The sequence below is a fragment of the Streptomyces sp. ADI95-17 genome, assembly GCF_003846175.1.
Classification (GTDB): Bacteria; Actinomycetota; Actinomycetes; order Streptomycetales; family Streptomycetaceae; genus Streptomyces; species Streptomyces sanglieri.
Genome location: NZ_ML123045.1, coordinates 439280 through 452300, shown reverse-complemented (window position 1 = coordinate 452300; position 13021 = coordinate 439280). Strand labels below are relative to the sequence as shown.

The window sequence follows — 13021 nt, the reverse complement described above, 5'->3', positions numbered from 1 at the left end:
CTATCCATGTATGCCCGAGCTCAGCCACCGCCGCCGGCAGTTGGTACTGGCGATCTGCTGCATGAGTCTGCTGATCGTCAGTCTCGACAACACCGTGCTCAACGTCGCCCTCCCGTCCATGCAGGAGGAACTGCACGCCACCGTCGCGGGCATGCAGTGGACGATCGACGCCTACACCCTCGTACTGGCCTCGCTGCTGATGCTCGCGGGCTCCACCGCCGACCGGATCGGGCGCCGGAAGATCTTCAAGATCGGGCTCGTCCTGTTCACCCTCGGTTCGCTGCTCTGCTCCGTGGCGCCGAACCTGGAGTCGCTGGTGGCGTTCCGGATGGTGCAGGCGGTGGGCGGTTCGATGCTCAATCCGGTCGCGATGTCGATCATCACCAACACCTTCACCGACCCGCGCGAGCGGGCCCGGGCCATCGGGGTGTGGGGCGGTGTCGTCGGCATCTCCATGGCGGCGGGACCGGTGATCGGCGGTCTGCTGGTGGACTCGGTGGGCTGGCGGTCGATCTTCTGGGTCAATCTGCCGGTCGGCCTCGCCGCGCTCCTGCTCACCTGGCGGTACGTTCCCGAGTCCCGCGCCCCGAAGCCGCGCCGCCCCGACCCGGTGGGGCAGCTGCTGGTGATCGGACTGCTCGGCTCGCTCACGTACGCGATCATCGAGGCACCCTCGGCCGGGTGGACCTCGGCCCGCATCCTGGCCTTCGCGACGCTCGCCGCCTGCTCGCTCGTCGGCCTGCTGCTGTACGAGCCCCGGCGGGCCGAGCCCCTGATCGATCTGCGGTTCTTCCGCAGCGCCCCGTTCAGCGGTGCCACCGTCATAGCGGTCAGCGCCTTCGCCGCGCTGAGCGGGTTCCTCTTCCTCAACACCCTGTACCTGCAGAACGTGCGCGGGCTGAGCGCGCTGCACGCCGGTCTGTACATGCTGCCGATGGCGGCCCTGACCTTCGTCTGCGCACCGCTGTCCGGACGGCTCGTCGGCAACCGCGGCCCCCGGCTCTCGCTGCTCGTGGCGGGCGTGGCCATGACGGCGTGCGGGCTGCTGTTCGCCGCGTTCGACGCGGAGACGGACAACGTCCTGCTGTTCACCGGCTATGTGCTGTTCGGCCTGGGCTTCGGCATGGTGAACGCGCCGATCACCAACACGGCCGTCTCCGGGATGCCCCGCTCGCAGGCCGGGGTGGCGGCCGCGGTGGCCTCGACCAGCCGGCAGATCGGCGGGACGCTGGGGGTCGCCGTGATCGGTGCGGTGCTGGCGGCCGGGGTGGCCGGCACCGGGTCGCCGCGCGGCGCCGCCTACGCCGAGGCCTTCGTGGACGCGAGCAAGCCCGCCTGGTGGATCCTCGCCGGGTGCGGGCTGTGCGTCCTGCTGGTGGGGGCGCTGACCAGCGGGCGCTGGGCGCGGGAGACGGCGCTGCGGACCGCGCGGCGGCTGGAGCGGCCGGCGGACGTCCCGGCCGGGGATCAGACGTCGGCGGGCTCCAAGGCCTGAAGCCGGTCGAGGCGCTGCCTGGTCTCCTCGTCGGCGGGGGCGTACGTCACCATCCGCGGCCCGCTCGACGGGCCGAGCCACAGGTCGGTGTGTTCGACGCGGAGCAGTCCGACGTGGGCGTTGCGGAAGACCTTCGTCCGGCTGCCCGCGCCGACCACCTCGTGCCGGGCCCAGATCTCCCGGAACTCCGCGGACGACTCCTCCAGCCGCCCCAGGAGCGCCTTCCAGGCGGGCTCGGCCAGGTGCTCGGCCATCGCCCTGCGGAACTTGGCGGCCACCAGCCGGTTCACCTCGGGGAGGTCGACGACGGAGGAGCGCCACTCGGCGTTGGTGCGGCGGGTTCATGTTCGTCATCGCGGTGGCCCTCCAGCAGGGGCTGGAGGTGGGTCCGGCCGCGGCCGGGCTGTCGATGGCGCCGATGGCGGCGGCGTTCTTCGTGGCGTCGCTGGCCGGTCCGCGGCTGATCCTGCGGTACGGCAGCCGGGTCGTGACGACCGGCGGGCTGATCCAGGCGACGGGGGTGCTGGTGCTGGCGATCACCGTGTGGCGCGAGTGGTCCGGTCTCGGGGCGCTGGGGCTGCTGCCGGGGGTCGCGATCGCGGGGTTCGGGCAGGGGCTCCAGCTGCCCGTCCTGTTCCGGATCGTGCTCTCCGACGTACCGGCCGCGCGGGCCGGGGTGGGCGGCGGAGTGATGACGACGACCCAGCAGGCCGCGCTGGCCCTGGGGGTCGCCACGCTCGGCACGCTCTTCCTCGCCCTGGTCCCGGGCGCCGGGATGCGGGACGCGCTGGCCGTGACACTGCTGGTGCAGCTGGCCGCGGTGGTGCTGACGACGCTGCTGAGCCTGCGGCTGCCGCGCAAGGTGGCGTGAGCGCGGGCCGCGGACACGGGCGTGGGCCCGGATCACGAGATGATCCGGGCCCACGGTCGTACGGGTGGTGAGGAGGCGTCAGCTCTGGGCCGGGGCGTCCTGCCCGGACGCGTCCGCGGCACCGTCCGCCGGGGCCGCCTCGGGGGCGGTGCCGGACTGGGCACGCTCGCGCATCTTGCGCAGCAGCTCCTGCTTCTGGTCGGCCGCCGCCTTGCGGTCGGTGTTGCGGGCGGCGCCCGCGCCCTGCTGATCGGCGCGGGACAGCTTCTTGCGCTGTCCGCCCACACCGAGAAGGTTGTTACGGCTCTTGGCCACGGCGTTCTCCGGTTCGTAGTGCGAAGTGAGGTCTCAGGCGACCTGGAAGGGGTCCGGTGGGCGGCGGGTGGTCGAACCCGCCGCGCTCTCACTCGTAGATCTGGAAGAACGAAGACATGCCGGAACCGTACCCCGGTCCGGTGCGCACCCGCACCGGCTTTTGGGCCCGGGTCCCGCGCCGGGTGCTCAGGCGGACGGGTCGACCGTCGCCCGATGGGCCTCGGCCAGGTGCTCCCCGGCCTTGAGCCAGGGCAGGAACTGCACCCGTTCGTCCCAGCCGCAGGTGTCGCAGCTCAGCTGCCGCCGCACGCCCGACTTCCGCACGTGGACGGTGTGTTCACGGCCGTGCCGGTCCCATCGGGTGACCCTGCTGGTGGTCATCGACGGCATCGTGGCCTCCTGGGTGGGGGTGCCCAGTGTGCAACGAAGCCCCCGGTTCCGTACGGGGAACCGGGGGCTTCGTCGGTGCGGGCGATACGTCAGCAGCCGAGCAGGCGGGCGCCGAGGTAGGCCTGGATCTGGTCCAGGGAGACGCGCTCCTGCTTCATGGTGTCGCGCTCGCGCACGGTCACCGCGTTGTCGTCGAGGGTGTCGAAGTCGACGGTGACGCAGAACGGCGTACCGATCTCGTCCTGACGGCGGTAGCGGCGGCCGATGGCGCCCGCGTCGTCGAACTCGATGTTCCAGTTCTTCCGCAGGTCGGCCGCGAGGCCCTTGGCCTTCGGCGACAGCTGCGGGTTGCGGGACAGCGGCAGGACGGCGACCTTGACCGGCGCCAGGCGCGGGTCGAGACGCATCACGGTGCGCTTCTCCATGACGCCCTTGGCGTTGGGCGCCTCGTCCTCGATGTAGGCGTCGAGGAGGAAGGCGAGCATCGCGCGGCCGACACCGGCCGCCGGCTCGATGACGTACGGGGTCCAGCGCTCGCCGGCCTCCTGGTCGAAGAACACCAGGTCGGTGCCCGAGGCCTTGGAGTGCGCCTTGAGGTCGTAGTCCGTGCGGTTGGCGACGCCCTCCAGCTCACCCCACTCGCTGCCGCCGAAGCGGAAGCGGTACTCGATGTCGGCGGTGCGCTTGGAGTAGTGGGAGAGCTTCTCCGCCGGGTGCTCGTACCAGCGCATGTTCTCCTCGCGCATGCCGAGGTCCGTGTACCAGTTCCAGCGCTGGTCCATCCAGTACTGCTGCCACTCCTCGTCGTCGCCCGGCTTGACGAAGAACTCCATCTCCATCTGCTCGAACTCGCGGGTGCGGAAGATGAAGTTGCCCGGAGTGATCTCGTTCCGGAAGGACTTGCCCATCTGGGCGATGCCGAACGGCGGCTTCTTGCGCGAGGTCTGCAGCACCTGGCCGAAGTTGGTGAAGATGCCCTGGGCGGTCTCGGGGCGCAGATAGGCGACCGAGCCGGAGTCCTGGGTCGGGCCGAGATGGGTGGAGAGCAGGCCCGAGAACTGCTTGGGCTCGGTGAAGGTGCCCTTGTTGCCGCAGTTGGGGCAGTTGAGCTCGGTCAGGCCGTTCGTGGGCGCGTGACCGTGCTTCTCCTCGTACGCCTCCTCCAGGTGGTCGGCGCGGAAGCGCTTGTGGCAGGAGGTGCACTCGGTCAGCGGGTCGGTGAACGTGGCGACGTGGCCGGAGGCGGACCAGACCTCGGGGGCGAGGATGACCGACGAGTCGAGACCGACCACGTCCTCGCGCGAGGTGACCATGTAGCGCCACCACTGGCGCTTGAGGTTCTCCTTCATCTCGACGCCCAGCGGCCCGTAGTCCCAGGCGGCGCGCTGACCGCCGTAGATCTCACTGCACGGGTAGACGAAGCCACGGCGCTTGCTCAGGCTGACGATGGAGTCGATCTTGTCGGCGGCCACGGTGCTCTCTTCATTGCGACGAAATTGGACAGGGGCGGCGCGAAGCGCCTCAGTGGGGGGTGGTGATCAGGAGACGGGCGGGCGAATGCCTCAGATTACCGGCGGGCACGGCCCTTGGATCAAATCGGTATCGGCGCCGTCGGCAGGGAAGTCATCTCATAAGCCTTGTTGACAATCGTTTCCAGTTTTGTTGAAAATGACTGTCATGAACGTCAGCCGCCTCATACCCACCGCCGCGGTCGCCGGAGCAGTCGCCCTCGGCCTCACCGCGCTCACCGCCTGCTCCTCCTCGGACGCCGCGGACCACAAGAACGGCGACAAACTGGACGTGGTGGCCTCGTTCTATCCGATGCAGTTCCTGGCCGAGCAGATTGGCGGGGAACACGTCTCCGTCACCACGCTGACCAAGCCGGGCGTCGAGCCGCACGATCTGGAGCTCAGCCCGCGGCAGATCGGCGGGCTCGCCGACGCCGACTACATCCTGTACCTCAAGGGCATCCAGCCCGCCGTGGACGACGCCATCGGGCAGTCCGGTGCGAAGGACGCCGTCGACGCCGCGAAGCTCACCACGCTGGAGGACCACGGCACCGAGGCCGGCGGCGAGGAGCACGGCCACGAGCACCACGGCGACGAGGCCGGCGCCGACCCCCACATCTGGCTGGACCCGGTGAAGTACGCCGAGGTCGCCAAGGGTGTCGGGAAGTCCATGGCGAAGGCGGACCCGCACCACGCCGCGGACTACCGGAAGAACACGGACGCGCTGGTCGGCAAGCTCGACGCGCTGGACAAGGCGTACGCGGACGGCCTGAAGAACACCGCCACCAGGACGTTCATCACCACCCACTCCGCCTTCGGGTACCTCGCCGAGCGCTACGGCCTCACCCAGGAGGGCATCGCCGGCGTCGACCCCGAGGCCGAGCCCAGCCCCGCCCGGATCAGCGAGATCCACACCATCGCGAAGAAGGACCGGGCCACCACCGTGTTCTTCGAGACGCTCGCCAGCGACCGGACGGCGAAGACCCTCGCCAAGGACACCGGCCTGAAGACCGACGTCCTGGACCCGCTCGAAGGCATCACGCCCAAGTCCAAGGGCGCCGACTACATCGAGGTCATGCGGTCCAATCTCGCCGCCCTGCAGAAGGCGCTCGGCGCGAAGTGACCCTCGTACCCCCCGCCACAGCAGCATCGGAGGCGCACATGCCCGAGACCGGGAGCACCACGACCGACCCCGTGATAGCCGTGCGGGGCGCCACCGCCACCCTCGGCGCCCGTCCGGTGCTGCGCGGCATCGACCTGACCGTCCACCGCGGCGAGGTCGCCGCCCTGCTCGGTGCCAACGGCTCGGGCAAGTCGACCGCCGTACGCTCCGTCATCGGCCAGGTCCCGCTCACCGGTGGCTCCGTCGAGCTGTTCGGCACCCCGCTGCGCCGCTTCCGCTCCTGGGCGCGGATCGGCTACGTGCCCCAGCGCACCACGGCGGCCGGCGGCGTCCCCGCCACGATCCGCGAGGTCGTCACCTCCGGGCGGCTGTCCCGTACGAAGCTGGGCCTGCTCCGCAGGGCCGACCGGGCCGCCGTCGACCGGGCCATCGAGCTCGTCGGCCTCGCCGACCGCGCCAAGGACTCGGTGGACGCCCTCTCCGGCGGGCAGCACCAGCGGGTGCTGATCGCCCGCGCGCTGGCCGCCGAACCCGAGCTGCTGATCATGGACGAGCCGATGGCCGGCGTCGACCTGGCCAGCCAGGAGATCCTCGCCGCGACCCTGCGCGAGCAGGTCGCGGCCGGCACCACGGTGCTGCTCGTGCTGCACGAGCTCGGCCCGCTGGAGCCGCTGATCGACCGTGCGATCGTGCTGCGCGACGGCTGTGTGATGCACGACGGGCCGCCGCCGAAGGCCCTGGGCCAGCACGCGCTGCCCGGACACGACCACGTACACCCCCACGCGGCCTCCGAGCCCGTCCGGACGGGACTGCTGAGCTGACCATGGAATTCCTCGACCCTCCCTTCATGCAGCGGGCCCTGCTCGCCGCCGTGCTCGTCGGCGTCATCGCGCCCTCCGTCGGCATCTACCTCGTCCAGCGCCGCCAGGCCCTGATGGGCGACGGCATCGGCCACATCGCGATGACCGGTGTCGGCCTCGGCTTCCTGCTCTCCACCAGCCCGGTCTGGATGGCCACCGCGGTCGCCGTCGCCGGTGCCGTCGTGATGGAACTGATCCGCTGGTACGGACGCACCCGCGGCGACATCGCGCTGGCCATGCTGTTCTACGGCGGCATGGCGGGCGGTGTGCTGCTGATCAACCTCTCCGACACCGGCTCCAACGCCAACCTCACCTCGTACCTCTTCGGCTCCCTGTCCACGGTCTCCTCCGAGGACATCACCTCGATCTGCGTGCTGGCCGCCTTCGTGCTGCTGGTGACGCTGGGGCTGCGCCGCCAGCTGTTCGCGGTCAGCCAGGACGAGGAGTTCGCCCGGGTCACCGGGCTGCCGGTGCGCGCGCTGAACCTGCTGGTCGCCGTGACGGCGGCGGTGACCGTCACCGTCGCGATGCGGGTCGTCGGGCTGCTGCTGGTCAGCGCCCTGATGGTGGTGCCGGTCGCGGCCGCGCAGCAGATCTCCCGGTCCTTCAAGGTGACGTTCGTGCTGTCGGTCGTCATCGGTACGGCGGTGACCCTGGCCGGCACCGTCACCTCGTACTACCAGGACGTCCCGCCCGGCGCGACGATCGTGCTGCTGGCCATCGCGGTCTTCGTCGCCCTGACCCTGCTGGCGGCCCCGCTGGCCAGAAGCCGCGCCCGCCGGAGCGAAGCGGCCTCCGAGGAGTGCACCCTGGAAGTACCGGCCACCCGTCCGGCCCCGGACGAGCTCCGGGTCTGACCGTGACGCCCGGACGGGCTGGCACAATGGCCCGACACAAGTACGGGCGACACGAGGAGGCTGCTGTGGCGACGGCGCCGATCAGTGGAACGAACGCGGCTCCGGTACGCGGCCGGTCGACCCGGCAGCGGGCGGCGGTGGCGGCGGCGCTCGACGAGGTGGACGAGTTCCGCAGCGCCCAGGAGCTGCACGACGTGCTCAAGCACCGCGGCGACTCGGTCGGGCTCACCACCGTCTACCGCACCCTCCAGTCCCTGGCCGACGCCGGCGAGGTCGACGTGCTGCGCACCACGGACGGCGAGTCCGTGTACCGGCGCTGCTCGACCGGCGACCACCATCACCACCTGGTGTGCCGGATGTGCGGCAAGGCCGTGGAGGTCGAGGGGCCCGCGGTGGAGCAGTGGGCGGAGACGATCGCCGCCCAGCACGGGTATGTGAACGTCGCCCATACGGTGGAGATCTTCGGCACCTGCGCGGAGTGCGCGGACCCGAAGAAGTGACGAAGTGAGGGCCTGGGGGCGGCGCCCCCGGGCGAAGTGAGGGCCCGGGGGCGCCGCCCCCGGGCCCTCGCCCGTCTCAGAGCCTTCGTACGTTGCGGTCGAGCACGCTCCGCAACCGGTCGAGCTCTTCCTGCCCACGCACGGCACGCTTGGGCAGCATGGTGATCCCGGTGGCCTGCTTGTCGCCGCTGAACAGCACGAAGAGCTGCGGCGTCTCCCGGTAGCGGGGCACCATCGGCCAGCGGACGGTCATGGTGCTGTGGTCCGTGGCCACCTCTATGCCGGTCTCGCGCACCACCGTGCGGCAGGTGCCCTGGCGCACGGCGAACCGGTACAGCTGCCGGGCCTGGAGCCAGGGCGTCAGGATCACGGCCAGCATCACGAAGACGAGCCCCACCCAGACGGGCGCCCCCGGGCCGTGCCGGCCGCTCGCGATCGTGATGCCCATCAGCACGGCCAGCGCCGGCATCAGGATCAGCAGCTTGCGCTGCATTCGGCCACTCCTGCTGATCTTCGCGCGGGCGTTCAGCGCCTCCGCGAAATCGGCCGTGGTCGGCTGGTACTCCAGCTCGACCACGGCCCCTTCCAGTTCCCGCCCCTGAGTTGTCATGGGGCGGAATCGTAACGGCAGGGTCAGATGGCCGGCTCCGCGGTACCCGCCTCCACCGCGCCGCCGAAGCGCCGGTCCCGCTGGGCGAATTCCAGACAGGCCCGCCACAGGTCACGGCGGTCGAAGTCCGGCCAGAGCACGTCCTGGAAGACCATCTCGGCGTAGGCGCTCTGCCAGATCAGGTAGTTGGACGTGCGCTGCTCGCCGCTGGGGCGGACGAAGAGGTCCACGTCCGGCATGTCCGGGTAGTAGATGTACTTCGCGAAGGTCTTCTCGTTGACCTTCGACGGGTCGAGCTTCCCGGCCGCGACGTCCTGGGCGATCCGCTGCGCGGCGTCCGCGATCTCGGCCCGGCCGCCGTAGTTGACGCAGAAGTACAGCGTCATCCTGTCGTTGTCCTTGGTCTGCTCCTGGGCGACCTGGAGCTCCTGGACGACGGACTTCCACAGCTTGGGCATGCGGCCCACCCAGCGGATGCGGATGCCCAGTTCGTCCATCTCGTCGCGGCGGCGGCGGATCACGTCCCGGTTGAAGTTCATCAGGAACTTCACCTCCTCCGGGGACCGCTTCCAGTTCTCGGTGGAGAACGCGTACAGCGAGAGGTTCTTCACGCCCATCTCGATGCAGCCCTTGAGGACGTCCATGACGACGCCCTCGCCGACCTTGTGGCCCTCGGTGCGCGGAAGGCCGCGCTCCTTGGCCCAGCGGCCGTTGCCGTCCATCACGACGGCCACGTGCTTGGGCACCAGCTCGCCGGGGATCTTCGGGGGCGTGGCACCGGAGGGGTGCGGCTCCGGGGTCTTGTAGTCGCGCCGGTTACGGCCGCCGAGCATCCCGCGTACTGCCATGAACTGTCTCGCTCCCTGTGCCTGATCTGCCTGTGTCACTTCTCTACGTACCGCAGTGAGCGCAGCCCGCGCTCCAGATGCCAGTGCAGATAGGCGGACACCAGTCCGCTCCCCTCCCTGACATGACGCGCCTCGCACGCGTCCGCCGTCTCCCAGTCGCCGCTGAGCAGTGCGCTCAGCAGTGTGACGGCCTCAGCCGAGGGTACGACGCTGCCGGGCACCCGGCAGTCGCCGCATATGACGCCGCCCGCCGCGACCGAGAAGAACCGGTTCGGTCCGGACATTCCGCACTTGGCGCAGTCCTCGAAGCTGGGTGCGTAGCCGTTGACGGCCAGCGAGCGCAGCAGGAACGCGTCGAGGATGAGATGCGGCTCGTGTTCGCCGCGGGCGAGGGTGCGCAGCCCGCCGACGAGCAGCAGGTACTGCTGGACCGCGGGCTCGCCCTCGTGGTCGGTGAACCGCTCGGCGGTCTCCAGCATCGCGGTGCCGGCGGTGTAGCGGGCGTAGTCGGTGACGATGCCGCCACCGTACGGAGCGATCGTCTCGCTCTGGGTGCAGAGCGGCAGCCCGCGGCCGATCAGCTCGCTGCCCCGGGCGAAGAACTGCACGTCGACGTGGGAGAAGGGTTCCAGCCGGGCCCCGAACTTGGACTTCGTGCGGCGCACCCCGCGCGCGACGGCGCGCACCCGGCCGTGGCCGCGGGTCAGGATCGTGATGATCCGGTCGGCCTCGCCCAGCTTCTGCGTGCGCAGCACCACGCCGTCGTCCCGGAACAAGCTCATGCGTCCATTGTCCGGTACGGGGAGGGCGGGCGGGGCCGGGGCGGGTCAGGAAGGCGTGCGCGCCGCCTCGGCGAGCAGCCGGGCCGTGTCCTGGGCGCAGAGCTGGAGCGCGCCGCCGACCGTGGTCAGCACCTCGCGCTCGGCCTGCCCGTACGGGCCGTCGGCGAGCGCGATCCTGGCGCCCTGGAGCAGAATCGATTCGCGTCCGGCGGGGGCGAGGTGCGGGCCGAGGGGTTCCAGCGCCTCGTGCAGCTCGATGGCGAGGGCCGCTCCGCAGGCCTCGGCCGCGGGGTCGAACGCGGAGCCGTGGCCGGTGTCGGCGGCGAGGACCTCGACGACGGTGCAGAGCTGGTCCTCGGTGCAGTCGTCGAACCCGGCGCCGCGCACGATGGTGGCCGCGGTCTCCAGCACCGTGCGGGAAGTGGTGCCGCCGGCCGCGAGGACGCCGAGCGCGACGGTGTGGACGGCGTCCCGGAGCATGGCGGAGAGCCGGGTGGTGGTGGGGTGGTCGAGCGCGTCGGTGCCGAAGTGCTCGCGGCAGGCGGCGCATTCGACGACCGGGCCGACGGTGCCGCGCCGCAGCATCGGCACGCCGAGCACCGCGAAGCGCCGACGGCCGGTGAGCCTGCGGTAGTTGCGGTCGCCGCCGCAGCCGGGGCAGAAGAACTCCCCGTCGCCGACGGGGTCCCAGACGGTGCGGATGCCGCAGATACGCAGCTTCATGGCGCGTTGTCCCAGGGCTGACCGCACGTCGCACACCTCCGTAACGCTCCGGCAACATTGCCGTGTGGACGTGATGTTAACCACAGTCGTGATGTGGCGTCAGTACCTCGCCCGTCACAACCGCCCGGAGATGGCCGAACCCCGCCCCCCGGAAGCGGGTGGACGGGGTTTTCGGCCGTGCGGCCGTGCGCCCTCGCGGGCGCCGGATCAGCGGGTGGCGCGGTTGACCGCGGAGACGACCGCCTTCAGCGAGGCCCGGGTGGTGTTGGCGTCGATGCCGATGCCCCACAGGACCTTTCCGTCGATCGCGCACTCGATGTACGAGGCGGCCTGGGAGCTGGCGCCCTCGCTCATGGTGTGCTCGGTGTAGTCCAGCAGCCGGGCGTCGATGCCGATGGCCTGCAGCGCTTCGAAGAACGCGGAGATCGGTCCGTTGCCGGTGCCGGTCAGCACGGTGTCCGCGCCGTCCACGGTCGCCTCGACGGTGATCGTGTCCTTGCCGTCGGAGCCGGTCGTGGTCTGGCCGGTGCGGATCTGTACGCGGCCCCAGGCGTTCTCCGGGCTGGGCAGGTACTCGTCGCGGAACGTGGACCAGATCTGCGTCGGCGTGACCTCGCCGCCCTCGGCATCCGTCTTGGCCTGAATGATCCGGGAGAATTCGATCTGCATCCGGCGCGGCAGGTCCAGCTTGTGGTCGTTCTTCAGGACATAGGCGATTCCGCCCTTGCCGGACTGCGAGTTGACCCGGATGACGGCCTCGTAGCTGCGGCCGACGTCCTTCGGGTCGATCGGCAGGTACGGCACCGCCCACTCGATGTCGTCGACCGTCCTGCCCTGGGCGGCCGCGTCGGCCTCCATGGCGTCGAAGCCCTTCTTGATGGCGTCCTGGTGGGAGCCGGAGAAGGCGGTGTAGACCAGGTCGCCCGCGTAGGGGTGGCGCGGGTGGACCTCCATCTGGTTGCAGTACTCGCTGGTGCGGCGGATCTCGTCGATCTGCGAGAAGTCGATCTGCGGGTCGACGCCCTGCGAGAACAGGTTCATGCCCAGGGTGACCAGGTCGACGTTGCCGGTGCGCTCGCCCTGGCCGAACAGGCAGCCCTCGATCCGGTCCGCACCGGCCATGACGGCCAGCTCGGCGGCGGCGACGGCGGTGCCGCGGTCGTTGTGCGGGTGGACCGACAGGCAGATGAACTCGCGGCGCGACAGGTTGCGCGACATCCACTCGAACCGGTCCGCGTGCGTGGACGGCGTCGAACGCTCCACGGTGGCGGGCAGGTTGAGGATGATCTCGCGTCCCTCCTCCGGCTGCCAGACGTCGCAGACCGCCTCGCAGACCTCCAGGGCGAAGTCCAGCTCGGTGTCGGTGAAGATCTCGGGGCTGTACTGGTAGCCGAAGGTCGTCTCCGGGCCCAGCAGCTTCTCCGCGTACTCCATGACCAGCCGGGTGCCGTCCACGGCGATCTGCTTGATGTCGTCCTTGGAGCCGCGGAAGACGACCCGGCGGAACGTGGGCGCCGTCGCGTTGTACAGGTGCACGGTGGCGCGGTGGGCGCCGACGATGGACTCGACGGTCCGCTCGATCAGGTCCTCGCGGGCCTGCGTCAGGACGGAGATCGTCACGTCCTCGGGGATCGCGCCCTCTTCGATGATGGAGCGGACGAACGCGAAGTCGGTCTCGCCGGAGGACGGGAAGCCGACCTCGATCTCCTTGTAGCCCATGCGTACGAGCAGATCGAACATCTCGCGCTTGCGGGCCGGGGACATCGGGTCGATCAGGGCCTGGTTGCCGTCGCGCAGGTCGGTGGAGAGCCAGCGGGGCGCGACCGTGATCCGGTTGTCCGGCCAGGTGCGGTCGGGAATCTCGACGGCCTCGTAGCTGCCGTACTTGTGGATCGGCATCCCGGACGGCTTCTGCAGCTGAGTCGCGTTGGTGATCGGCGTCGGACGGCCGACAGCGGTTCCAGCGGGGGACTGAGCGGGATTTGCGGCGGTCATGGCGTACGGCTCCTCGGGGTCCAACCAGGTGGGACGGCCGACTGTGTCGCTGCAACACCAGACTCCGCGGGGAGGGGGTCGGCCTACGACTACAGGCCCTCGCCGCGGCAGCTAAGAAGAAGCAGCCCGAAACGCATGATGCGA

13 protein-coding genes and 2 pseudogenes are annotated in these 13021 nt (G+C 70.5%); 6 read left to right on the top strand and 9 right to left on the bottom strand.

Features of this window, described 5'->3' with window-relative positions:
- The first annotated feature begins 10 nt into the window (after window positions 1–10).
- Window positions 11–1495: an MFS transporter gene (locus tag EES42_RS10115; RefSeq protein WP_124717802.1), complete on the top strand. Its 1485-nt coding sequence runs from the start codon at window positions 11–13 to the stop codon at window positions 1493–1495.
- Here EES42_RS10115 and EES42_RS10110 read toward each other — a convergent pair.
- Window positions 1468–1827: pseudogene (locus EES42_RS10110) on the bottom strand (XRE family transcriptional regulator); the annotation flags it as partial. The gene EES42_RS10115 and the pseudogene EES42_RS10110 overlap by 28 nt on opposite strands.
- Window positions 1828–1829: 2 nt before the next feature.
- On the opposite strand from EES42_RS10110, the pseudogene EES42_RS10105 reads away from it, so the two are divergent.
- Window positions 1830–2366: pseudogene (locus EES42_RS10105) on the top strand (MFS transporter); the annotation flags it as partial.
- A gap of 78 nt (window positions 2367–2444) precedes the next feature.
- Here EES42_RS10105 and EES42_RS10100 read toward each other — a convergent pair.
- From EES42_RS10100 to EES42_RS10090, 3 genes are all read right to left on the bottom strand, one after another.
- Window positions 2445–2681 (bottom strand): DUF6243 family protein, encoded by a 237-nt coding sequence (locus tag EES42_RS10100; protein ID WP_124717801.1) that lies wholly within the window; start codon window positions 2679–2681, stop codon window positions 2445–2447.
- Window positions 2682–2867: 186 nt separating this feature from the next.
- Window positions 2868–3071 (bottom strand): hypothetical protein, encoded by a 204-nt coding sequence (locus EES42_RS10095; RefSeq protein WP_124717800.1) that lies wholly within the window; start codon window positions 3069–3071, stop codon window positions 2868–2870.
- A gap of 89 nt (window positions 3072–3160) precedes the next feature.
- Window positions 3161–4543 carry a glycine--tRNA ligase gene (locus tag EES42_RS10090; protein WP_124717799.1) on the bottom strand — a complete coding sequence of 461 codons (1383 nt, stop codon included), beginning with the start codon at window positions 4541–4543 and terminating at the stop codon, window positions 3161–3163.
- A 205-nt stretch (window positions 4544–4748) separates the two neighbouring features.
- Here EES42_RS10090 and EES42_RS10085 point away from each other — a divergent pair, with 205 nt between their 5' ends.
- The 4 genes from EES42_RS10085 (at window position 4749) to EES42_RS10070 (ending at window position 7919) form a co-directional block, all read left to right on the top strand.
- Window positions 4749–5702, top strand: coding sequence for a metal ABC transporter substrate-binding protein (locus EES42_RS10085; protein WP_124717798.1), 954 nt, complete (start codon window positions 4749–4751; stop codon window positions 5700–5702).
- Between the two features lie 38 nt (window positions 5703–5740).
- The gene (locus EES42_RS10080) at window positions 5741–6523 is read left to right on the top strand and encodes a metal ABC transporter ATP-binding protein (protein ID WP_124717797.1); all 783 of its coding nucleotides are present in this window, start codon (window positions 5741–5743) and stop codon (window positions 6521–6523) included.
- A gap of 2 nt (window positions 6524–6525) precedes the next feature.
- The gene (locus EES42_RS10075) at window positions 6526–7419 is read left to right on the top strand and encodes a metal ABC transporter permease (RefSeq protein ID WP_124717796.1); all 894 of its coding nucleotides are present in this window, start codon (window positions 6526–6528) and stop codon (window positions 7417–7419) included.
- A gap of 65 nt (window positions 7420–7484) precedes the next feature.
- Window positions 7485–7919 (top strand): Fur family transcriptional regulator, encoded by a 435-nt coding sequence (locus tag EES42_RS10070; RefSeq protein WP_124717795.1) that lies wholly within the window; start codon window positions 7485–7487, stop codon window positions 7917–7919.
- Between the two features lie 76 nt (window positions 7920–7995).
- Here the strand turns inward: EES42_RS10070 and EES42_RS10065 are convergent, their stop codons facing one another.
- The 5 genes from EES42_RS10065 to leuA form a co-directional block, all read right to left on the bottom strand.
- Window positions 7996–8529, bottom strand: a complete 534-nt coding sequence (locus tag EES42_RS10065) for a YcxB family protein (protein WP_124717794.1) — start codon at window positions 8527–8529, stop codon at window positions 7996–7998.
- A 23-nt stretch (window positions 8530–8552) separates the two neighbouring features.
- Entirely contained in the window at window positions 8553–9377 is an 825-nt protein-coding gene (locus EES42_RS10060) for an isoprenyl transferase (RefSeq protein ID WP_124717793.1), read from the bottom strand.
- 35 nt (window positions 9378–9412) lie between these two features.
- Window positions 9413–10159, bottom strand: coding sequence for a DNA repair protein RecO (recO, locus tag EES42_RS10055; protein ID WP_124717792.1), 747 nt, complete (start codon window positions 10157–10159; stop codon window positions 9413–9415).
- 45 nt (window positions 10160–10204) lie between these two features.
- Entirely contained in the window at window positions 10205–10882 is a 678-nt protein-coding gene (locus EES42_RS10050) for a TerB family tellurite resistance protein (RefSeq protein WP_124717791.1), read from the bottom strand.
- A gap of 207 nt (window positions 10883–11089) precedes the next feature.
- Window positions 11090–12877: a 2-isopropylmalate synthase gene (gene leuA, locus EES42_RS10045; protein ID WP_124717790.1), complete on the bottom strand. Its 1788-nt coding sequence runs from the start codon at window positions 12875–12877 to the stop codon at window positions 11090–11092.
- Window positions 12878–13021 lie beyond the last annotated feature (144 nt).

Bases quoted from the DNA above. Each gene is read 5' to 3' on its own strand.
- EES42_RS10115 (WP_124717802.1), top strand. From the start codon at position 11: ATGCCCGAGCTCAGCCACCGCCGCCGGCAGTTGGTACTGGCGATCTGC.
- EES42_RS10095 (WP_124717800.1), bottom strand. From the start codon at position 3,071: ATGCCGTCGATGACCACCAGCAGGGTCACCCGATGGGACCGGCACGGC.
- EES42_RS10085 (WP_124717798.1), top strand. From the start codon at position 4,749: ATGAACGTCAGCCGCCTCATACCCACCGCCGCGGTCGCCGGAGCAGTC.
- EES42_RS10080 (WP_124717797.1), top strand. From the start codon at position 5,741: ATGCCCGAGACCGGGAGCACCACGACCGACCCCGTGATAGCCGTGCGG.
- EES42_RS10075 (WP_124717796.1), top strand. From the start codon at position 6,526: ATGGAATTCCTCGACCCTCCCTTCATGCAGCGGGCCCTGCTCGCCGCC.
- EES42_RS10065 (WP_124717794.1), bottom strand. From the start codon at position 8,529: ATGACAACTCAGGGGCGGGAACTGGAAGGGGCCGTGGTCGAGCTGGAG.
- EES42_RS10060 (WP_124717793.1), bottom strand. From the start codon at position 9,377: ATGGCAGTACGCGGGATGCTCGGCGGCCGTAACCGGCGCGACTACAAG.
- recO (WP_124717792.1), bottom strand. From the start codon at position 10,159: ATGAGCTTGTTCCGGGACGACGGCGTGGTGCTGCGCACGCAGAAGCTG.
- EES42_RS10050 (WP_124717791.1), bottom strand. From the start codon at position 10,882: ATGAAGCTGCGTATCTGCGGCATCCGCACCGTCTGGGACCCCGTCGGC.
- leuA (WP_124717790.1), bottom strand. From the start codon at position 12,877: ATGACCGCCGCAAATCCCGCTCAGTCCCCCGCTGGAACCGCTGTCGGC.